This is a genomic window from Actinophytocola sp. (assembly GCF_009379765.1).
Classification (GTDB): Bacteria; Actinomycetota; Actinomycetes; order Mycobacteriales; family Pseudonocardiaceae; genus Actinophytocola.
Genome location: NZ_WHTD01000055.1, coordinates 14,988 through 35,439 on the forward strand (window position 1 = coordinate 14,988; position 20,452 = coordinate 35,439).

Below are 20,452 nucleotides of genomic sequence, written 5' to 3' on the forward strand. Positions count from 1 at the left end.
GTTGGACTCGCGGGTTTGTTGGGCTGGTGTTTGACGGTGGGGGTTACTGTCGTGTCCGTGTTCGCGGCGGAACGACGGCAGCGCATCCTCGAGCTCGTGCGCTCGAGCGGCGCCATCTCATTGCGGGAGCTGGCTCGCCAGGTGCAGACCTCGGAGGTGACGGTTCGCCGCGATCTTCGGGCCCTCGAGGCACAAGGGCTCCTCGACCGCCGGCACGGCGGCGCGGTGCTGCCCGGCGGCCTGTCGCACGAGCCGTCGTACTCGGAGAAGTCGCTGGTCGCGGCCGACGCGAAGGCAGCCATCGCCCAGCTCGCGACCGAGCTCGTGAGCGACGGCGACGCGATCGTCGTCGGCGCCGGGACCACCACCAAGGCCTTCGCCGCGCGACTCACCCGGCACGCGGAGCTGACCGTCGTCACCAACTCGCTGCTGGTGGCCGAGGGCCTCGCCGGCGCGCGTGGCGTGGACGTCGTGGTCACCGGCGGCTCGCTGCGCGGCTCGATCCACGCGCTCGTCGGCGGCACCACCGAGCAGGCGCTCGCGACCGTGCAGGGCACCCGCGCGTTCATCTCCGGCAACGGGCTGACCGCCGCCCGCGGACTGTCCACGCCGAACCTCGCGGTGGCCGGCGTCGACCGGGCGCTCGCGGCGGCGGCCGACGAGGTCGTCGTGCTCGCCGACCACACCAAGATCGGCACCGAGGCGCTCCTGCAGACCGTCGCCGCCGAGGACATCCAGCACCTGGTCACCGACGACCAGGCCGATCCCGGCGAGCTGGACGCGCTGCGCGAGCTCGGCATCCAGGTGCACGTGGCCGGTGTGCCGGCCGCGCCGCGGCCCCGGGCCGCCCGCAAGTCCGGCTGATCCGGACTTCGTTCACCCGCTGAATTTGTTCGACCTCTGATCGAACATGTGGGAAAATCGCGCGCGGTCTTGACAGATAAGTTTCGGTTGTGACTGAATTTGATCGGCGAGGTCGCCGATCCGGCTGCGACCTCCGTGATCGGCCAGGAGTGAGCCAATGGCGGCCTTCCATTCCCTTCGCCCCGTCCGCCTCGCCGGCGCCGCCGCCCTGTGCGCGGCGCTCGCGCTGAGCGCCTGTACCAAGTCCGAGGACTCCGGCGGCGGCGACTCGACGCCGGGCACCGGCGGCCAGCAGGTGGCGGAGACCCCGAGTGGTGAGGGCCCCACCTGCACGCTCGACCAGTACGGCGCCATCAAGATCGACCTGGCGAGCGCGATCGTCGGCTTCTCCCAGTCGGAGAAGGAAGCCAACCCGTTCCGGATCGCCGAGACGCAGTCGATCAAGGACGAGGCGGCCAAGGTCGGCGTGAAGCAACTGCTCACGACCAACGCGAACTCCCAGCTGAGCAAGCAGATCTCCGACATCCAGGACATGATCAACAAGGGTGCGCAGGCACTGATCGTCGCGCCGCTGAACTCCGACGGCCTGGAGCCGGCGCTGGACGCCGCGCGGGCCAAGAACATCCCGGTGCTCACGATCGACCGCAAGGTCAACTCCGAGCCGTGCAAGGACTACGTGGCCTTCCTCGGCTCGAACTTCGTCGAGCAGGGCAAGCGGGCCGCGCAGGAGATGGCGAAGGCGCTGGACAACAAGGGCAAGGTCGCGATCCTGCTCGGCGCGTCCGGCAACAACGTGACCACCGACCGCACCAAGGGCTTCGTCGACGAGATGGCCGACATCGCGCCGGACATCGAGATCGTGGCGCAGCAGACCGGCGAGTTCGCCCGGGACAAGGGCCAGCAGGTGATGGAGCAGATCATCCAGGCCCAGCCCGACATCAACGGCGTGTACGCGGAGAACGACGAGATGGCGCTCGGCGCGCTGGTCGCGTTGACGAGCGCGGGCAAGGCCCCGGGCACCGACGTGCAGGTCGTGTCGATCGACGGCACCCGCAACGCCGTGCAGAAGATCGTCGACGGCGAGATGTACGCGGTGGTCGAGTCGAACCCGCGGTTCGGCCCGCTGGCCTTCGAGACGCTGCAGACGTTCCTGTCCGGCGCGCCGGTGTCCCAGGACGTCGTGATCAGCGACAAGCTGTACGGCCAGAACAACGCCGGCGGCGAGGTCGCGAACGCGTACTGACGGCCGGGACGGCACGAGCCCATGGAAGACAGCACGGTAGCCAGCGGCACGGCGGTGCTCACCGCCACCGCGATCGGCAAGCGGTTCCCCGGAGTCGTCGCGCTGTCCGATGTGGATCTGGCGCTGCACGCCGGTGAGGTGCACGCCCTGGTCGGGGAGAACGGCGCTGGGAAGTCGACCCTGATCAAGGTGCTCACCGGGGTGTACGCGCCGGACGACGGCTCGCTGACCTACCAGGGCACACCGGTCCACTTCGGCAACAACCCGTCACACGCGCAGGCGGCCGGCATCAGCACGGTGTACCAGGAGGTCAACCTGGTGCCGCTGCAGTCGGTGGCGAGCAACCTGTACCTCGGCCGCGAGCCACGGACCAGGTTCGGGCTGGTCGACTTCCGGGCGATGAACCGGGCGGCGCGGACCCTGCTCGACTCCTACGGCGTGCGGGTCGACGTCACCCGGCCGCTGCGCACGCTCGGCATGGGCGTGCAGCAGATGGTCGCGGTGGCGCGGGCGGCCGATACCAAGGCCCGCGTGGTGATCCTCGACGAGCCGACGTCCTCGCTGGAGCCGCGCGAGGTCGACACGCTGTTCGCGATCATCGAGCGGCTGCGGGCGGACGGCGTCGCGGTGCTCTACGTGAGCCACCGGCTCGACGAGCTGTACCGGATCTGCGACCGGGTCACCGTCCTGCGCGACGGCCGGCTCGTGCACACCGGGCCGCTGACCGACCTGCCGCGGCTGCGGCTCGTGGCCATGATGCTCGGCCGCGACCTGGAGGAGGTTCGCCGCGAGGGCGCCACCAAGTTCGACGGCGAGCACACCGCGGCCGAGACCGAGCCGGTGCTCGACGCCACCGGGCTCACCGCCAAGCACCGGCTCGACGGCGTGGACGTCACCGTCCGGCCCGGCGAGATCGTCGGGCTCGGCGGGCTGCTCGGCGCGGGCCGCAGCGAGACCGCGATGGCGATCGCCGGCGCGCTGCCGCTGGACTCCGGCGTGGTCTCGGTGGCCGGCAAGCGGTTGCGCACCGGCTCGGTGGCCGCGGCGATGCGGGCCGGCGTCGTGATGCTGCCCGAGGACCGCAAGGCCGACGGCATCCTGCCGGAGCTCTCGGTGCGGGAGAACATCGTGCTGGCCGCGCTCCCCCGGCTGTCCGCGGCCGGGCTGGTGTCGCGCCGCCGCCAGGACTCCATCGTGGACACGTTCATGCGCCGGCTGCGGATCAAGGCGGCGAGCCCGGACCAGCGGGTCGGCGAGCTCTCCGGCGGCAACCAGCAGAAGGTGCTGCTCGCGCGCCTGCTGTGCACCCGGCCCAAGGTGCTGCTGCTCGACGAGCCGACCCGCGGCATCGACGTGGGCGCCAAGGCCGAGGTCCAGGCGCTGGTCGACGAGCTGGCCGCGGACGGCCTCGGCGTCGTGCTGATCTCCTCGGAGTTCGACGAGGTCGTCGAGGGTTCGGACGCGATCGTGGTGCTGCGCGAGGGAAAGGTCGTCACCCGCCTGGAGGGCGACGAGGTCAACGAGGCCGCCCTCCTGGCCGCGCTGGCGGAGGATGCCGATGGATAGCACCGTCACCGCCCCGCGCCGCACCACCGGCACCCGGGCTTGGTTGCGGGACAACGGGGTCTACGCCGCGATCGCCGTGCTCGTCGCGTACAACCTCGCGTTCACCACCAACTTCGCCACCGTCGCGAACCTGAACACCCAGCTCGTTCAGGTCGCGCCGGTGCTGATCGTCGCGCTCGGCATGGCCATGGTGATCGGCACCGAGGGCGTGGACCTGTCGGTCGGCTCAGTGATGGCGATCGCCGCCGCGATCCTGCCGCTCTACCTGGGCTACGGGATCCTGCCGGCGGTCGGGCTCGCACTGGTGGCGGGTGCGTTGTGCGGCCTGCTCAACGGCACCCTCGTCGCGGTCGTCGGCATCCAGCCGATCGTCGCGACGCTCGCGCTGCTGGTCGGCGGCCGCGGCCTCGCGCTCGTGTTCGCGGACGGCCAGCTCAAGGACATCCGCAACGCGGAGCTGCTCGACCTCGGGTCGGCCAAGGTGCTCGGCATCCCGGTCGTCGTGTGGATCGCGGCGCTGCTTGCCGCACTGGGGTGGCTCCTGGTGCGGTACACGACGTTCGGCCGGCAGCTGGTCGCGGTCGGCGGCAACAGGTCGGCGAGCGCGCTGGCGGGTCTGCCGGTGCGCCGGGTGCTGATGATCACCTACGTGCTGAGCGGCGTGCTGGCCGCGATCGCCGGGATCGTCGCCACCGCCCGGCTCACCGCGTCCGACCCGTCCGCGATCGGCAACCTGTACGAGCTGTCCGCGATCACCGCGGTCGTGGTCGGCGGCACGCCGCTGTCCGGCGGCCGGGTGCGCATCCTCGGCACGGTCGCGGGCGCGCTGCTGATGCAGATGATCACCGCGACGCTCATCAAGCACAACCTGCCGGACTCCACCGCCCAGATCGTCCAGGCGGCGATCATCGTGGTCGCGGTGTACCTGCAACGGACCCGGGCAGGTGGCCGGTGACCGCGACCGAGCAGGCACGCACGACCGACGACTCGCCGGCCGCGGCCGAGATGACCCGCAAGGAGTGGCTGGCCGGGCTGGTGCAGCGCCGCGGCTCGGTCGTCGTGCTCGCGCTGCTGGCGGTGGTCGCGTCGTTCTCCTTCGACGCGTTCGCCACCCTCGGCAACGCGCAGAACGTCACGATCCAGAGCGCGTTCCTCGCGATCGTCGCGCTCGGCATGACGTTGGTGATCATCTCCGGCGGCATCGACCTGTCCGTCGGCTCGGTCTACGCGCTCGGCGGAGTCCTTGCCGCGTACGGGAACCAGTGGGGCGGCATCGTCGGACTCCTGCTGCCGCTGGTGGTGTGCGGCGCGATCGGGCTGCTGAACGGTTTCCTCGTGGCATACGGGCGGCTGGCGCCGTTCATCGTCACGCTCGCCACCCTGCTCGGCGCGCGCGGGTTGCTGCTGGCGATCACCGACGAGGGCGCGACGACCCGGCTGATGCCGCGCGAGGACTGGCTCACCCGGCTCGGTCAGGGCACGTTCCTGGGCTTCGGCATCCCGGTGTGGATCACCGTCGTGCTGTTCGCGGTGGGCGTGGTCGTGTTGCAGCGCACCAGGTTCGGCCATTCGGTCTTCGCGATCGGCGGCAGCCGGGAGGCGGCCACGCTGATGGGCCTGCCGGTCGCGCGCAACACGATGCTGCTCTACGTCGGCAGCGGGATCACCGCGGGCCTGGCCGGCGCGCTGGCCGCGGCCTACTCGGCGTCGGGCGTGACGATCGTGGGCGAGGGCCTCGAGTTGGAGGCGATCGCGGCGGTCGTGATCGGCGGGACGCTGCTCACCGGCGGCGCCGGCACGGTCGGCGGGACGCTCGCCGGCGTGCTGCTGCTGCGCGTCATCCAGAACGTGATCAACCAGATCGGCACGCTGTCCACTCACCTGCAGTCCGTGGTGAGCGGCGCGTTCCTGGCCGTCGTGGTCGCCGTCCAGGCCTATCTGAGCCGCGCCTACCTACGTGGTGGGAGGCGGTAGCGGCCCGTTCCACCCAACCGGAGGAGGTCGATCCCTGCCATGAGGACCCCCGTTCGACGAAGAGTGCTCGGTGCGCTCGCGGCTACTGTCACCACCGTGGCACTGATACCCGCGATGGCCGCGCCCGCGACCGCGGACCAGGTGTGGCAGCCAGGCACGCCGCCGCTGTCCACGCCGTGGACCGACCAGGTGGGACCGGACAACGCCTTACCGGAGTACCCCAGGCCGCAGCTGACCCGCGACCGCTGGCAGAACCTCAACGGAGTCTGGGAGTTCGCCGCGGCCGGCTCGCTGGGCACGCCACCGGTGGGCGAGACGCTCGGCGAGCGGGTCCTGGTGCCCTACCCGATCGAGTCGGCACTGTCCGGGATCCAGCGCAGCGAGGACCGGATGTGGTACCGCCGCACGTTCGAGGTGCCGTCCCGCTGGCGCGGCGACCGGCTGATGCTCAACTTCGGCGCGGTCGACTACGAGGCCAAGGTCTGGGTCAACGGGAAGCTCGTCGCCGCGCACCAGGGCGGCTACGACAAGTTCAGCGCGGACATCACCGACGCACTGACCAAGCGCGGCCCGCAGGAGGTCATCGTCGGCGTCGAGGACCTCACCGACGCGACCTGGCAGCCCGTGGGCAAGCAACGCCGCACGCCCGACCGCGGCATCTTCTACACCGGCAGTTCGGGCATCTGGCAGACGGTGTGGCTGGAACCCGTGGCGCCCAAGCACATCACCCAGCTCGACATGACCCCGCACGTGACCGACGGCGGCCTGGCGCTGACCGCCCGCACCTCGGGCGGGTCCGCCACGGTCGAGGCCGTCGCCTACGACGGGCGGCGTGAGGTCGGCCGGGTGCGCGGGCCGGCGAACAGCGAGCTGCGGCTGCCGGTGCCGCACGCCACGCTGTGGTCCCCGGAGTCACCGTTCCTGTACAACCTGAAGGTCACGCTGCTCGACGGTCGCAAGAAGACGGTCGACAACGTGGGCTCGTACTTCGGCATGCGCGAGATCGGCATGAAGCCGGGTGCGGACGGCAAGCTGCGGATGACGCTGAACGGCGAGATCCTCTTCCAGATGGCCACCCTGGACCAGGGGTTCTGGCCCGACGGCATCCACACCGCGCCCACCGACGAGGCGCTGCGGTTCGACCTCGAGCAGCACAAGGTGATGGGCTTCAACGCGGTGCGCAAGCACATCAAGGTCGAGCCGGACCGGTGGTTCTACCACGCCGACCAGCTGGGCCTGTTGGTGTGGCAGGACATGCCGGCGATGAAGACGTCGAACGAGCTCCCGCCGAAGTACGCGCAGACCCAGTTCGAGGCCGAGCTGCACACGATGGTGGACCAGCACAAGAGCTGGACGTCCGTGGTGGCCTGGGTGCCGTTCAACGAGGGCTGGGGCGAGTGGGACCGCGGGGCCACCGGGCGCATCGCCGACGAGGTCAAGGCGCAGGACCCGAGCCGGCTCGTGAACGCGCACAGCGGGGTGAACTGCTGTGCCTCCAAGGGTGACTCCGGCCGCGGCGACATGATCGACCACCACGCCTACACCGGGCCCGCCCAACCGGTGCCGGACGCGCGCCGGGTGTCGGTGGACGGCGAGCACGGCGGCTTCGGCCTGGAGGTCGAGGACCACATGTGGTTCGGCGAAGGCCACGCGTACGAGATGACGCCCGACTCGGAGACGCTCACCCGCCGGTACGTCGAGAACCAGCGCGACGTGCTCGCCTCCGCGCAGAGCTGCGGGATCTCCGCGGCGATCTACACCCAGATCACCGACGTGGAGCACGAGGTCAACGGCTTCTTCACCTACGACCGGCAGGTGGAGAAGATGGACTTCGCGCAGGTGCGGGCGGTCAACGAGGAGATCATCGCGGGCGCCGACGGCTCCGGGGACAGCGCGGAGCCGCCCCCGCCCGGCACGCCCGGCGAGGACGGCATCCACTACTACCCGTTCAGCGAGGGCTCCGGCACGACGACCGCCGACGAGGTGGGCGACGCGGACGGCACCCTGGTCAACGGTCCCACGTGGACAGAGGGGCACGACGGCCAGGCGCTGCAGTTCGCCGGAACGGCCCATGTGGACACCGGGACCCCGCTGCTGGACACCACGGGCAACTACTCGGTCGCCGCGTGGGTGAAGCTCGACAGCCTCGGTGGGTTCGCCACCGCGGTGAGCCAGGACGGCACCGCGGACAGCGGGTTCTTCCTGCAGTACTCGGGTGCGGACAACCGGTTCGCGTTCAGCTTCGTCGGCGTGCGCGCGCTCGCACCCGCCGCGCCGGAGACCGGACGCTGGTACCACCTGGTCGGCGTCCGGGACGTGGTGTCGGGGACGATCAAGCTCTACGTGGACGGTCAGCCGGCCGGCCAGCAGACCGCGTGCGTCGGCAGTGACGCGACGGGGAACACGGTGATCGGGCGGGCCAAGTTCGGCGGCAACCCGGTGGACTACTGGCGCGGCGCGATCGACCAGGTCCACGTGTACGACCGGGCGCTGCCCGACGCCGAGGTGGCCTCGCTGTACCAGTCCGGGCGGTAGGCCATGCGCCGCATCGCCCTCGCGATCGCGGCGGTGCTGGTGACGACGGTCGGGTCGGCCGTGGCGTCCTCGAGCGCCACGGCCGGCCCGGCCGGGTCGTCGCCGTACCCGTCCATCGGCCGCGGCACCTCGTTCCTCGATCACGACGCCCTGCTCGCCGGGTTCGCCGAACCGGAGTGGTACAAGGCGAACATCCCGTTCCTGGAGGTACCGGACTCCTCGATCCAGGACGTCTACTACTACCGGTGGAGCACGTACAAGCGGCACCTGCGCTACACCGACCAGTCCACCGGCTACGTCGTGACCGAGTTCCACAACCCGCCGGGCTACTCGGCGCCGCTGGGCGGGATCGTCGCGGCGGCCGGGCATCACATCGCGGAGGGCCGGTGGCTGCGGGACCGCGGTCCGCTCGATGACTACCTGCGGTACTGGTTGCAGGGTCCCGGCGCCGGCCCGAAGCCGAAAGAGGACTACCTCAACGAGGACACCGACGACTGGGCCCACCAGTACGCGTTCTGGGCCGCGACCGCTGCCTACCAACGGTATCTGGTGACCGGGGACCGGTTCGAGGTCGTCGGGCTGCTGCCGGACCTGGTGCGGCAGTACGACAAGTGGCGCCACCAGTTCAACCCCGAGCTGGGGCTGTACTGGTCGGTGCCGGTGTGGGACGCGATGGAGTTCACCGCGTCGTCCTACGAGACGGACCCGGCCGACCCCTACCACGGCGGCGCGGGCTACCGGCCGACGCTGAACGCCTACCAGTACGGGGACGCGCGGGCGATCGCGGCGATCGCCCGGCTGGCCGGCCGGCCCGACGTCTCCGCCGACTTCGAGCACCGGGCGTCCGCGTTGCGCGACGCCGTGCGCCGGTGGCTGTGGGATCCCTCGCGGAAGTTCTTCTACCACAAGGCACGCGCCGACCTGGATCCCGCCGAGGGCCTCGTGTCGTCGCGGGAGGAGGTCGGGTTCGTGCCGTGGATGTTCGACATGGCCCGGCCCTCGACCGACGCGGCGTGGGCATCGCTGACCGACCCCGAGGGGTTCGCGGCACCGTACGGTCCGACCACTGTGGAGCGCCGGTCGGACTGGTTCATGCACGACGCGCTGTCCGGGTGCTGCCGGTGGAACGGGCCGAGCTGGCCGTTCTCGACCTCGCAGACGCTGACCGGCCTCGCGAACCTGCTGAACGCGCGGCCGCGGTCCGCGGTGTCCCGGGAGGACTACTACGCGCTGCTGCGTGGCTACGCGGCGACCCAGTACAAGAACGGCCGGCCCTACGTGGCGGAGGCGCATCACCCGGACGAGGACCGGTGGATCTACGACAGCCGCGGGCACAGTGAGCACTACAACCACTCGACCTTCACCGACCTGGTGATCAACGGACTGATCGGGCTGCGCCCCGGCGACCGGTTGACGGTGAACCCGCTCGTACCGTCCACATGGGACTACTTCGCGCTGGAGAACGTCCCGTACCGCGGGCACAACGTGACCGTGCTCTGGGACCGCGACGGCACGCGGTACTCGCGGGGCGCGGGTCTGCAGGTCTTCGTGGACGGCCACCGGGTCGCGCGGCGCCCGTCGCCGGGCGCGCTCTCGGTCGAGGTCCGCACCGCCCCGGTGGCCGAGCCGGTCCTGGTGAACGACGCGGCCAACCCGTACGGCACGGGCTACCCGCGGCCCTTCGCGTCCTACACCAACGCGATCGACAGCACGTGGGAGGCGGTGGACGGCCGGATCTACTACGACGACATCCCGCACAGCCGGTGGACGAACTACAACTCCCCCAACGCGTCGGACCACCTGGGCGTGGACTTCGGCGTGCCGACCCCGGTGAGCGACGTGCGCATGTACCTGTACGACGACGGCGGCGGGGTGCGGACTCCCGCGGACTACTCCCTGGAGGCGTGGGACGGCACATCGTGGCGCCCGGTGACCGGCCAGCGCCGCTGGCCTGCCGCGCCGACGGGGAACGCGCTGAACCGCATCACGTTCCCCACCGTGGTGACGTCGAAGATCCGGGTGCTGTTCACCAACCCACCTGGCGCTCATGTCGGCGTGCCGGAGCTGGGTGCGTGGTCGTCCTCCACCGGCACGGTGTCGGTCTCCCCCGACCTCACGACCACCTTCGTGAACGACACCCGCCACCCGGCGGTCGACGTGCGTACCGCGCTGGCCGTGCCGGACGGCTGGACGGCCCGGCCCGCGAGCCCTTCGGCCACGCATGTCGTGCGCCCTGGCGGGCGCTTCAGTACGAAATGGACGGTCACGCCACCGGAGGGCGCCCGTCCCGACCGCTATCCGATCCGCGCGTACACGACGTTCAAGGGCGGCCGGGCGTCGAGCCCGTACGCGTGGTACACGGTGCCGCTCGACCCGCTGGCCTACCCGTCCGTGGACGCGCAGGACACCTTCGACACCGACACGTCCGCGTCCTACCGGCCCAACCCGTCCGAACGCCTGCCGACCCTCACGGCCGGCGGCGGCGCGTACACCGCGAGCTCCTCCGACCCGTTCTTCGCGGTGGTGGCCGGTCCGACTCCGGCACCGGGCACCGACGCGATCTCCATGGTGACGATCGGCGCGATGGCCGGGACGGGCGCCCCGGAGGACAGCGTGTTCGTGGGCTGGGCCAAGGACGCCGACAACTACGTGACGGCCTGGTACAACCACACCCGTCACCAGTCCGGCATCAACGTCCGGGTGAACGGTGAGTTCCTGGACACCCCGGGCGACGCGCCACTCACCCTCACCCCGGGTGACCGCTTCGCGCTGACCGTGTCCGGCGACGAGATCAGGTCCTACGCCTATACCGACGGCGGGTGGCAACCCTTGCGCACCAACACGATCGGCGACGTGGTCACCGGCGAGCTCCGCTACGGCTTCGGCCTCCGCGGCTCGTCCGGCAGCATCTCGCTGGCCGCGTTCGAGGGGAGGTCCCGCGCGTAGCCTCAGGCGCGGACGAACTTGACGGCGTCGGCGCGGGCGCAGCCGGTGCCGCTGGCCGTCAGCTTGACGTACCCGCTGGTGCCGGCGGGAAAGCTGTAGGTGCCGAGCGACACCCACCCGCTGGCGCCGTTGGTGCCGTTGACGTAGGTCGTACTCGTCGCTCCATTGTGGACGACGTCGTAGCGGCCGTTGGGGTCGCTGCCCGAGTGTGCGATCTTGTGGACGGAGACCTGGTAGGTGCCGGCGGTGTTGAGGTTGGGCCGCCACGTGGCGGTGTTGCCGATGGCGTGGCATGTGGCGTAGCGACTGGGCGAGCCGTAGTTCCAACCGGCGAGGGCGGAGTCGAGCCAGGTGCCGGTCTCGCTGTAGCCGTACGCGGCGGGGCCGTCGTTGTCGAGGTAGTAGTCCTTCTGCCAGTAGCGCACGTAGTCGAACTGGGCGACGGACGGGCCGCTGGCGGACTCCGGGTAGGCGATGCTGGTGAGCCAGACGTTGAGGTAGTCGTGCGTCCACTGGCTCGGCGAGTACGGCGCGGTGTAGCGGAGCACACCGTCCACATAGTACTTGGCGCTCGTCTCCGACCAGTCCACGCCGTAGGTGTGCCACTGGCGCAGGTCGAGCCCGGAGTCGTAGGTGGTGCCAGGGCTGATGGGCCCGTGGACGCCGCTGCCCTTCCAGGTGATGACTCCGCTGTGGACGGTGCGCTGGTTGGCCGAGTCGTTCTCGAGGACGTCGATCTCGGTGCGCTGCTCGGGCGGGAAGGTGGTGGTGCCGTTGCCGGCCTGGAGCCAGAAGGAGGTGTGCCAGCCGCCGACGGTGGCGATCTTGGCGCGGGTCTCGTAGTAGCCGTACCGGAAGGCGCGCTTGCTGACGAGGCCGCCGCCGGTCCAGTTCTTGCCCTGCACGGCTTCCTGCTTGAGGTTGATGGTCATCACGCCGTTCGCGACGGTGACGTTGCGCGCGAGCTGGGCGCTGCCGGCCTTGACGTCGGTGCGGAAGTTCCACTTGGCGGTGTCGGGGGCGGTGCCGTTGAACTCGTCGCTGAAGACGAGGGCGTAGCCGGTGGTCGGTGGGTCGGCGCCGGCCGGTGCGGCCGCGGTGACCGTCGCCGCTGTCACTATGACTGCCGTGATGGCGCGCCTCATCCTGGACTCCTTTGTCAGGCTTGTAACGCGGACAGTGTCGAAGCCGTGTAGCCGAGTGCGGTGCTGATGGTGTCGGCGGTCTCCACGACGGTCTGCGCCAGCTCGTCCCGCCGGGCGCCGAGGTCCAAAGCGGACAGTGAGCCGGACACCGACACGGCGGCCACCACCTGGCCGCCCCGGTCCCGAACGGGCGCGGCGACGCACGCCCGGCCGAGGGCGAGCTCCTCGACCTCGGTGGCGTAGCCCTGCTTGACCGCGGCCGAAAGCTCCGCTTCGAGCTTGTTCCGCGTGGTGATCGTCTTGGCGGTGAAGGCGGTGAGCTCGTCCCCCAACAGCTCACGCCGATCCGTGGCCGACATGCCGAGGAGAAGGCACTTGCCGAGCCCGGTGGCGTGCAGTGGGTTGGTCTGCCCCAGCAGGGTGAACGAGCGGGGCGCGAGCTGCCCCTCGGCGTTGACGAGGTAGACGAGCCGATCCCCGTGCCGCCGCGCGACGTTGACCCCCAGCCCGAGCCGGGCCGCGAGGTTCTGCACGACCTGCCGGGCCTCCCGGTGCACGGGCGACTGGTTGGCGGCCGCGCCGCCGACCTTCATGGCCAGCGGCCCGAGCCGATAGAGCGAGGTGACGGGATCCCGCTCCACGAAGCCGAGCCCCTCGAGGGTGGCGAGCAGCCGGGAGGCCGTGGAGAGCCCGAGCCCTGCGGCAGTGGCGAGATCAGAGGCCCGTACCCGGACATGCCCGGCGTCGGCCAGAGCCGTCAGAAGCTGAGCGGCCCGCTCGACCGACTGGTTGGTCCCACTATCGACGGCCATTGTCCTCGATCCTGCAACTAGGATTGCAATATCCGTCGATCATAGGCGGTTGACGACAACCGGTCAATCAAACATTGCCGGAAACTACACCCTCACACCGGTTCGCCACCCGCACCAGCCGCCGCCACGACCGCCACGGCGACGACGACCGGCGGTGCCGTCACCGTCACCCTCTCGCCCACCGGCGCGCTGCAGGGCATCTCCTTCTCCGCCAAGGCATCCGCGCACAAGCCCGAGGCGTTGGGACCGCTGGTGACGCGCACCGTCCAGGACGCGCAGCGCCCTGCCTCCGCGCGGGTCGATGCCGCGCGGGCGCGCCTCGACGACCACGAAGAGCCCGCCGGTGCCTAGGGTGGACGCATGCTCGTCGTCGTCATGGGAGTGACCGGGTCGGGGAAGTCGACCGTCGGCGAGGCGCTCGCGCGGCGGCTGAACGTGCCGTACGCGGATGCCGATGACTTCCACAGCGCGGCCAACGTCGCCAAGATGGCCGCCGGCACTCCGCTCGACGACGCCGACCGGCTGCCGTGGCTGCTGGCCATCGGCGCGTGGCTCGCCGAGCATGCGGGCACGGGCGCGGTGGTGACCTGTTCCGCGCTGCGGCGCGCATACCGGGACACGCTGCGGGAGAAGGCGCCGGACGTGGAGTTCGTGCACCTGCACGGGGACGAGGAGACCGTGCGGCGGCGGGTCGCCGGCCGGGCCGGGCACTTCATGCCCGAGGCGCTCGTCGACTCGCAGTTCGCCGCGCTGGAGCCACTCGATGCCGACGAGCGCGGGGCCGTGCTCGACCTCGACGCGCCCGTCGACGACCTCGTGACCGCCGCCGCACGGTCCATACAGGACTAGAACAGCTTCGAACCCTGGTCGATGATCGTCAGGATGCTCAGCACGCCGAACAGCGCCATCGACCAGCCCAGCACGGCCAGGCGACCGCCCCGGATCTTGATCTCCTCCGGCAGCACCCGGCGGTTGACCAGGATCAGCAGGCCCGAGTAGATGAACATCATCAGACCGCCGACGCACGCGGAGATCACCAGCAGGATCAGTGGCTGCGCGAAGCCCACGAGCACGATGACGCACCCGACGAGCACCAGACCCCACACGATGCCGAAGTAGATGTAGCTCTCCTTCGCCTTCTGCGCATAGGAGGTCTTGACGACGTCGGCCACGAGCCGGCTCGTGTAGTCCACGATGCCCAGTGCGGCGGCGAAGAGCGCGAGCGCACCGATGATCCAGAAGAACGTGCCGAACCAGCTGCCGACCGTCTCGCTCAGGACGTTGCCCTCGATCTCGAGGAAGCCGATGCCGTTGGGCAGGTCGTCGCGGCCGTACACGGTCGAGTACGCGAGCAGCGACGTGAACAGGATCGACACGAACGTGATGAGCACGAACGTGTAGAGCTGCTCCCGGTTCGCGAACCGCCACCACGACCGCCAGCGGCCCATGTGCTCGTCGGTGGGCTCGAAGATGAAGCCCGTGCTCGGCGCGGCCTCGGGCTTGCCGGTGACCGGGCTCTTGATCCGCGGCACGTAGCGGCCCATGCCGAAGCCCTTGTCCCGGATCCAGTTGCTCTGCACCAGGTTCTGCCCACCGCCCGCGCCCGCGAACGCCAACGCGCCGAGCAGGAGGGCGAACCCGAGCTCGGTGGGGACACTAGCCTGCGTCACGATCTGTGGCACGTCACCCCATGCCTTGGCGGAGATGGCGACGAACGCGCCGACGATCAGCAGTACCAGCACCGCCGCGACCTTCAGCATCTCCGCGCGTTCCAGCACGACGTAGACCACCGGCGCGAGGGTCAGGATGAGCCCGATGGCGACCAGCATGCCGACGGTGATCCACGTGACGTCACCGCCCCACAGGTAGGTGACGAGCGTGGCCGAGCTGGTCGCCCAGCCGGGCCACAGGTTGGCGAGGATCGTGAGGATCGCGAACACGAGGCCCCAGTGCCGCCAGAACCGGCTGAACCCGGTGAGCGCGGTCTCGCCGGTGGCGAGCGTGTAGCGCTCGATCTCCATGTTCAGGAAGAACTGCGTGACGAGGCCGACGAGTGCCGCCCACACGAACACCAGCCCGACCTGCGAAGCGATGTACGGGAAGAGGATGAACTCGCCGGACGCCAACCCCACACCGGCGGCGATGATGCCGGGACCGATGATGCGCCAGGTCGAGGTCGGCGGCTCCGGTAACGGCCGGAGCTCCGGTTTTGCCAGGTGTTTTGCGGGAAACCGGTCGACGACCGAGGATGTCACGTCATCGTGCTGCCTGGTCACTTTCATCCCCTTTCACCACAGGGTCTGTTGGGGAATTTTATCCATGGTTCCGCCCCGACGACCTAATGATCCTTTGTGGACAGATGTTTGTCCTGGTCGTCGTTCGGCGTGGGGCGTGATCGGGTAGCGTCCGGTACTGATGAAGACGATGATCGACTTTCCCACCGCACGGACGTTCGCCATCCCGATGGCCACCAGGTTCCGCGGGATCGACGTGCGTGAGGGCATGCTCATCGAGGGCCCTGCCGGGTGGGGCGAGTTCTCCGCGTTCGCCGAGTACGACGACCGGGAGTCGGCGTCCTGGCTGACCGCGGCCATCGAGGCGTGCACGGTCGGCTGGCCGGACCCGGTGCGTGGGCGGGTGCCGATCAACGCGACGGTGCCGGTGGTCGAGCCGGAGCGGGCGCACGAGATCGCCGCCACGTCAGGCTGCCGGACGGTCAAGGTCAAGGTGGCCGAGGGCCCGCTCGCCGCGGACATCGAGCGCCTCGCGGCGGTGCGCGACGCGCTGGGCCCCTCGGGTGCGGTGCGCTGCGACGCGAACGGGGCGTGGGACGTCGACACGGCCGCCACGGTGATCCCCGCGCTGGACCGGGCCGCGGGTGGGCTCGAGTACGTGGAGCAGCCGTGCCCGACGATCGACGAGCTGGCCGCGGTGCGCCGCCGGGTCGACGTGCGGATCGCCGCCGACGAGTCGATCCGCCGGGCGTCGGATCCCCTGCGGGTGGCCGTCGCGGAGGCCGCGGACATCGCGGTGATCAAGTGCACGCCGCTCGGCGGGGTGCGGCGGGCGTTGCGGGTCGCGGAGGCGTGCGGGCTGCCGTGCGTGGTGTCCTCGGCGCTGGAAACGAGCGTCGGGCTCGCGGCCGGGCTGGCGCTCGCCGGCGCGTTGCCGGAGCTGGACTTCGCGTGCGGGCTCGGGACCCTGTCGCTGCTGACGTCGGACGTGGTGGGCGAGGCGCGGTCGCTGCGGCCGGTGGACGGGTACCTGCCGGTGGCGCCGGTGCCGCCCACACCCGACCCCGAGCTGCTGGACCGCTACGCGATCGCCGACCCCGCGCGGGCGGCGTGGTGGCACGACCGGCTCGCCCGGCTGGTCGAGCAGGGCCGCATCCTCGACTGACGACGAGCCCCTTGCCGCATGCCCTGAACGACGCGTTCGGGACGTTGAACGTCTCGAGCGCGTCGTTCAGGGCATTGGACTTGTCCACAGGTTGGGCGGAGGGGTGTTGCTGGGCGTGCGCGCGACCGACCATCGGGTCATGCGAAGGGGACATTGGGCGGACGATCAGCAGGTGCTGCAGCAGGCGAGCCGGCACGGAGCGATCCGGGTGGCGACCCTCGCGGAGCTGGGTGTGCCGCCACGGACCGCGTACCGCCGGTGCGTGCCAGGAGGGCCGTGGCAGCGACCGCTGCCCGGCGTCCTGCTGCTCGGCAACATGGATCCGACCAGGCGGCAGCTGACCGAAGCCGCGTTGCTGTACGCCGGGCCGGACGCGCTGGTCACCGGACTGGAGGCGTGCACGCGACACGGGCTGCGGAACACCCCGGCGGACGAGCGGGTGCACCTGCTGGTGCCGGACGGGCGCAAGGTGCACAGCAGCGGCTACGTGGTCATCGAACGGACCAGACGACTCCCGGAACAGGTGGTCCGCGACGGTGTACCGCTCGCACCACTGACCAGGTCCGTTCTCGACGCGTGCCGCCGGCTCAAGGCATTCGACCCGGTCCGAGCGCTCCTCACCGAGGCCGTCCAGCGCGGCGGACTGCATCCGCATTGGCTGCTGCACGAGCTGGAGATGGGCAGCCAGCGAGGAACGGCCATTCCCCGGGAGGTGCTCAAGGACGTCACAGCCGGCGCGCGGTCGGTCGCGGAGATCGACGCGATGCGGGTCTGGCGCCGCACCGGCCTGCCTCAGCCCGTGTGGAACATGCCCTTGCACCACGACCACGGCGCGTACGTCGCCACCCCGGACGCATGGTGCGACGAGGTCGGCCTGGCCTGGGAGATCGACTCCTTCGAGTTCCACTTCCGGCGCGCGGACTACGCCGACACGGTGAGCCGCAACGCCAGGTATGCGGCGGCCGGCGTCGTCGTCGTGCAGACCGTGCCCAACCGGTTGCGTAACGAGCCGGACGCCGTCGCCGCCGAGCTGGTCGCCGCCTACCGAGCCGCCGAAGCCCGCCCCAGACCACCCGTCCACCTCCGACCCCGAGCGAGCTGACCCGTGCCCTGAACGACGCGCTCGAGACGTTGAGCGTCCTAAGAGCGTCGTTCAGGGCATGTGCTCCGCGGGACTGTCGGGGGGCCTCGATACCCTCTGGCGGTGCGCGAACGTGACCTCAAGCCGTTCAGCTATCTCACCGCGCCCAACGCCGAGCTGTATCGCCAGGTGATGCTCGCTTTCGTGGCCGCGAAGCGCCGGTTCATCGTGCACCTGCGCCCGGAGGACGTGCACGACACGCTCGACTCGTCGACCGACCTGGCCGCGGTCGCCGACGCGCTGGAGAAGCTGGAGAGCTGGGGCAACCTGCGCTCGGACCCGGACACGAGCCGGGTCACCACGGTCGAGGACTTCCACCGGGCCCGCTACCTCTACCAGCTGACCAGGGCCGGCGAGGCGGTCGAGGACGCGCTGGCGACCTACGACGAGGCGCTCGGCCGGCGCGGCGCGCTGCAGGCGGTCGCGCTCATCGACATCGCCACCCAGCTCCGTGCGCTGCGGGAGCTGCTCGCCGACCCCGACCCGGCCAAGGTGTACCTGCTGCTGCGCGGGCTGGTCGACCGGTTCACCGACCTCGCGAGCAACGCCCAGGCGTTCATGGGTTCGCTGCAACGCTCGATCGACCTGCACGACGCCGACGCGGACGCCTTCCGCGCCTACAAGGACCGGCTGATCGACTACCTGCAGCGCTTCATCGCCGACCTGGTGGCGACCGGCGCGGAGATCGCCGAGCTGGTCGCCGACCTCGAACGCGAGGGCGCCGGGAAAGGCATCGGCGACCTGCTCGACCTCGCCGCCTGGCGCGAGGCGGCGGACGCCGCCCCCGGCGACACCGAGGGGGCCGACGATCCCCGGCGCGCGGAGTACGAGCGCGGGCGGACGCTGTGGGCCGAGCGGTGGCGCGGCTTCCGCGGGTGGTTCATCAGCGAACCCCAGCACCCGAGCCAGGCGAAGCTGCTCCGGTCCCAGGCCCGCGCGGCGATCCCGCAGCTCCTGCAGGTCGTGGCCACGCTCAACGAGCGCCGGGCGGGCCGCTCGGACCGGTCTGCCGACTTCCGCACCCTCGCGCTCTGGTTCGCCGAGGCGCCGGACGAGGCCGCGACGCACCGGCTGTGGCGCGCGGCATTCGGGCTCAACCCGGCCCGGCACATGTCGGTCGACGCCGACACGCTCGCCGCCCGCGCGGACGACCCGATCCCGGCCACGACCCAATGGGCGGACGCGCCCCCGCTGGAGATCAGCCCCCGGCTGCGCAAGACCGGCAGCTACGAGCGACGGGGCCGGCCGAACCGCGTGGTGGACCGCTCGGAGCTGCGCCTGCGGCTCGCCGAGACCGCCGCCCGCCAGACCGCCGAGACCGCGGCCGCCCGCGCGGCACTCGCCACGGCGCACCCGATCCGGCTCGCCGATGTCGGCGAGCTGCCGGCCGACGCGTTCGCGCTGTTCCTCGGCCTGCTGGGCGACGCGCTGGCCGCGCGGACCCCCGGCCGGCGCAGCGTCACGACGTCCACTTCGGACGGAAGCATGGAGATCCGGCTGACCGCGCTGGACTCCGGCGAAACGGCCACGATCGTCACACCGCACGGCGAGTTCCACGGACCCGACCACATGGTGCACATCATCGACCGCACCACCGACAGCACCATCGACAGCGTCCACGAGCGGTCGGCATGAGGGCCTCGCTGTCCGAGGCACTGGACGCATCCCGCGCCGACGACCTGCGCCGGGCGGCCCGCGCGCTGCTCAAGCGTCCGGTGCTGCGCGCTCGCGGGCCGGGCGGCGACGCACTTGTGCTGGTGCGCCGGCACGCGGGCGAGCTACGCGACTGGTTCGACCGCAACACCGGCTGGCGGCTGCACGTCGACAGCGAGGTCGCGCGGCTGGTGAAGGTGCCGGTGGGCACGGACCACACGCACCCGGCCCGGGACGTCCGCACCCACCTGCCGTTCCACCGCAGGCGCTACGTGCTGGCATGCCTCGCACTGGCCGCGCTCGACCGCGCCGACGCGCAGATCACCCTGGGCCGGCTGGCGGAGCACATCGTGCTCGGTGCGGCCGACCCGGCCCTGGCCGCGGCGGGGGTGGAGTTCACCCTCGGCAACCGGGAGCAGCGCGGCGACCTCGTCGCCGTCGTGCGGCTGCTGCTCGACCTCGGTGTGCTCGCCCACGTGGCCGGCGACGAGGACGCCTTCGTCAAGGACGCCGGCGACGCGCTCTACGACGTCGACCGGCGGGTACTGGCCACGCTGCTCGCCAGCCCCCGCGGTCCGTCCACAGTGGACGCCAACACCTTCGACAAGCGGCTGCGCGAGCTGACCGGGGAGCTGGAGCCGACCACCGACGAGCTGCGCAACCAGCGGCTGCGCCACCGGCTCACCCGGCGTCTGCTCGACGAGCCGGTGCTGTACTACGCCGAGCTGGACGAGGCGGAGCTCGCTTACCTCACCGGGCAACGGCATGCCATCACCTCGCGGATCACCGAGCTCACCGGGCTCGCCGCCGAGATCAGGGCGGAGGGCATCGCCATGGTCGACCCGGCCGACGACCTCACCGACGTCCGGATGCCGGAGAGCGGCACCGAGGGGCACGCGACGCTGCTGATCGCCGAGTACCTCACCGCACGGTCGGGCGAGCCGGTCCCGCTGGCCGACCTCCGCGCGCACACGAGGGAGCTCGCCCGGGAGCACCGCACCTACTGGCGCCGCAACGCCACCGAACCGGGAGCCGAGGCCGAACTGGTCGACAAGGCGCTGGCCCGGCTCGAGGCGCTGCGGCTCGTCGACCGCGCGGGCGAGGTCGTCCACACCCGGCCCGCGCTGAGCCGCTACGCCGTGACCGCGCCGACCATCACCGTGACGAGGTAGGC

General features: G+C 71.0%; 16 protein-coding genes. 13 read left to right on the forward strand and 3 right to left on the reverse strand.

The genetic code is table 11. From position 1 onward, the window contains the following. The first annotated feature begins 51 nt into the window (after nucleotides 1-51). From GEV28_RS18290 to GEV28_RS18320, 7 genes are all read left to right on the forward strand, one after another. Nucleotides 52-864: a DeoR/GlpR family DNA-binding transcription regulator gene (locus tag GEV28_RS18290; protein ID WP_291413298.1), complete on the forward strand. Its 813-nt coding sequence runs from the start codon at nucleotides 52-54 to the stop codon at nucleotides 862-864. Nucleotides 865-1,021: 157 nt separating this feature from the next. Then, entirely contained in the window at nucleotides 1,022-2,107 is a 1,086-nt protein-coding gene (locus GEV28_RS18295; RefSeq protein ID WP_291413299.1) for an ABC transporter substrate-binding protein, read from the forward strand. Between the two features lie 21 nt (nucleotides 2,108-2,128). Further along, a complete protein-coding gene (locus GEV28_RS18300; RefSeq protein ID WP_291413300.1) occupies nucleotides 2,129-3,673 on the forward strand; it encodes a sugar ABC transporter ATP-binding protein in 1,545 nt (514 codons plus the stop codon). Beyond that, nucleotides 3,666-4,628, forward strand: a complete 963-nt coding sequence (locus GEV28_RS18305; protein WP_291413301.1) for an ABC transporter permease — start codon at nucleotides 3,666-3,668, stop codon at nucleotides 4,626-4,628. Before GEV28_RS18300 ends, GEV28_RS18305 begins: the two co-directional genes overlap by 8 nt. Before the next feature lie 50 nt (nucleotides 4,629-4,678). Next, nucleotides 4,679-5,647, forward strand: a complete 969-nt coding sequence (locus GEV28_RS18310; RefSeq protein WP_291413318.1) for an ABC transporter permease — start codon at nucleotides 4,679-4,681, stop codon at nucleotides 5,645-5,647. Between the two features lie 114 nt (nucleotides 5,648-5,761). Continuing rightward, nucleotides 5,762-8,182 (forward strand): LamG-like jellyroll fold domain-containing protein, encoded by a 2,421-nt coding sequence (locus GEV28_RS18315; RefSeq protein ID WP_291413319.1) that lies wholly within the window; start codon nucleotides 5,762-5,764, stop codon nucleotides 8,180-8,182. Between the two features lie 3 nt (nucleotides 8,183-8,185). After that, nucleotides 8,186-11,128, forward strand: a complete 2,943-nt coding sequence (locus GEV28_RS18320; RefSeq protein WP_291413302.1) for an NEW3 domain-containing protein — start codon at nucleotides 8,186-8,188, stop codon at nucleotides 11,126-11,128. 2 nt (nucleotides 11,129-11,130) lie between these two features. On the opposite strand, the gene GEV28_RS18325 is transcribed toward GEV28_RS18320, so the two are convergent. Continuing rightward, nucleotides 11,131-12,273, reverse strand: a complete 1,143-nt coding sequence (locus tag GEV28_RS18325; protein WP_291413303.1) for a glycoside hydrolase family 16 protein — start codon at nucleotides 12,271-12,273, stop codon at nucleotides 11,131-11,133. 14 nt (nucleotides 12,274-12,287) lie between these two features. After that, nucleotides 12,288-13,085, reverse strand: coding sequence for an IclR family transcriptional regulator (locus GEV28_RS18330; RefSeq protein WP_291413304.1), 798 nt, complete (start codon nucleotides 13,083-13,085; stop codon nucleotides 12,288-12,290). A 66-nt stretch (nucleotides 13,086-13,151) separates the two neighbouring features. On the opposite strand from GEV28_RS18330, the gene GEV28_RS42390 reads away from it, so the two are divergent. Together GEV28_RS42390 and GEV28_RS18335 are read left to right on the forward strand one after the other, a co-directional pair. Next, nucleotides 13,152-13,436 (forward strand): YbaB/EbfC family nucleoid-associated protein, encoded by a 285-nt coding sequence (locus tag GEV28_RS42390; RefSeq protein ID WP_367115123.1) that lies wholly within the window; start codon nucleotides 13,152-13,154, stop codon nucleotides 13,434-13,436. Between the two features lie 9 nt (nucleotides 13,437-13,445). Continuing rightward, complete coding sequence (locus tag GEV28_RS18335) at nucleotides 13,446-13,934, forward strand: gluconokinase (RefSeq protein ID WP_291413305.1); 489 nt, start codon at nucleotides 13,446-13,448, stop codon at nucleotides 13,932-13,934. Here GEV28_RS18335 and GEV28_RS18340 read toward each other — a convergent pair. Continuing rightward, nucleotides 13,931-15,367 (reverse strand): Nramp family divalent metal transporter, encoded by a 1,437-nt coding sequence (locus GEV28_RS18340; protein WP_291413306.1) that lies wholly within the window; start codon nucleotides 15,365-15,367, stop codon nucleotides 13,931-13,933. The genes GEV28_RS18335 and GEV28_RS18340 overlap by 4 nt on opposite strands. A gap of 133 nt (nucleotides 15,368-15,500) precedes the next feature. Between GEV28_RS18340 and GEV28_RS18345 the strand changes: the two genes are divergently transcribed. The 4 genes from GEV28_RS18345 (at nucleotide 15,501) to GEV28_RS18360 (ending at nucleotide 20,450) form a co-directional block, all read left to right on the forward strand. Next, entirely contained in the window at nucleotides 15,501-16,484 is a 984-nt protein-coding gene (locus GEV28_RS18345; protein ID WP_291413307.1) for an o-succinylbenzoate synthase, read from the forward strand. Nucleotides 16,485-16,623: 139 nt separating this feature from the next. Continuing rightward, the gene (locus GEV28_RS18350; protein WP_291413308.1) at nucleotides 16,624-17,586 is read left to right on the forward strand and encodes a hypothetical protein; all 963 of its coding nucleotides are present in this window, start codon (nucleotides 16,624-16,626) and stop codon (nucleotides 17,584-17,586) included. Nucleotides 17,587-17,688: 102 nt separating this feature from the next. After that, nucleotides 17,689-19,260: a TIGR02677 family protein gene (locus GEV28_RS18355; RefSeq protein WP_291413309.1), complete on the forward strand. Its 1,572-nt coding sequence runs from the start codon at nucleotides 17,689-17,691 to the stop codon at nucleotides 19,258-19,260. Next, nucleotides 19,257-20,450, forward strand: coding sequence for a TIGR02678 family protein (locus tag GEV28_RS18360; protein ID WP_291413310.1), 1,194 nt, complete (start codon nucleotides 19,257-19,259; stop codon nucleotides 20,448-20,450). The genes GEV28_RS18355 and GEV28_RS18360 overlap by 4 nt, the downstream gene beginning before the upstream one ends. Nucleotides 20,451-20,452: the final 2 nt, after the last annotated feature.

Coding starts and splice junctions, on each gene's coding strand:
- GEV28_RS18315 (WP_291413319.1), top strand. CDS start 5,762: ATGGCCGCGCCCGCGACCGCGGACCAGGTGTGGCAGCCAGGCACGCCG.
- GEV28_RS18345 (WP_291413307.1), top strand. CDS start 15,501: ATGAAGACGATGATCGACTTTCCCACCGCACGGACGTTCGCCATCCCG.
- GEV28_RS18295 (WP_291413299.1), top strand. CDS start 1,022: ATGGCGGCCTTCCATTCCCTTCGCCCCGTCCGCCTCGCCGGCGCCGCC.
- GEV28_RS18360 (WP_291413310.1), top strand. CDS start 19,257: ATGAGGGCCTCGCTGTCCGAGGCACTGGACGCATCCCGCGCCGACGAC.
- GEV28_RS18320 (WP_291413302.1), top strand. CDS start 8,186: ATGCGCCGCATCGCCCTCGCGATCGCGGCGGTGCTGGTGACGACGGTC.
- GEV28_RS18330 (WP_291413304.1), bottom strand. CDS start 13,085: ATGGCCGTCGATAGTGGGACCAACCAGTCGGTCGAGCGGGCCGCTCAG.
- GEV28_RS18335 (WP_291413305.1), top strand. CDS start 13,446: ATGCTCGTCGTCGTCATGGGAGTGACCGGGTCGGGGAAGTCGACCGTC.
- GEV28_RS18300 (WP_291413300.1), top strand. CDS start 2,129: ATGGAAGACAGCACGGTAGCCAGCGGCACGGCGGTGCTCACCGCCACC.
- GEV28_RS18340 (WP_291413306.1), bottom strand. CDS start 15,367: ATGAAAGTGACCAGGCAGCACGATGACGTGACATCCTCGGTCGTCGAC.
- GEV28_RS18350 (WP_291413308.1), top strand. CDS start 16,624: ATGCGAAGGGGACATTGGGCGGACGATCAGCAGGTGCTGCAGCAGGCG.
- GEV28_RS18310 (WP_291413318.1), top strand. CDS start 4,679: ATGACCCGCAAGGAGTGGCTGGCCGGGCTGGTGCAGCGCCGCGGCTCG.
- GEV28_RS18305 (WP_291413301.1), top strand. CDS start 3,666: ATGGATAGCACCGTCACCGCCCCGCGCCGCACCACCGGCACCCGGGCT.
- GEV28_RS18325 (WP_291413303.1), bottom strand. CDS start 12,273: ATGAGGCGCGCCATCACGGCAGTCATAGTGACAGCGGCGACGGTCACC.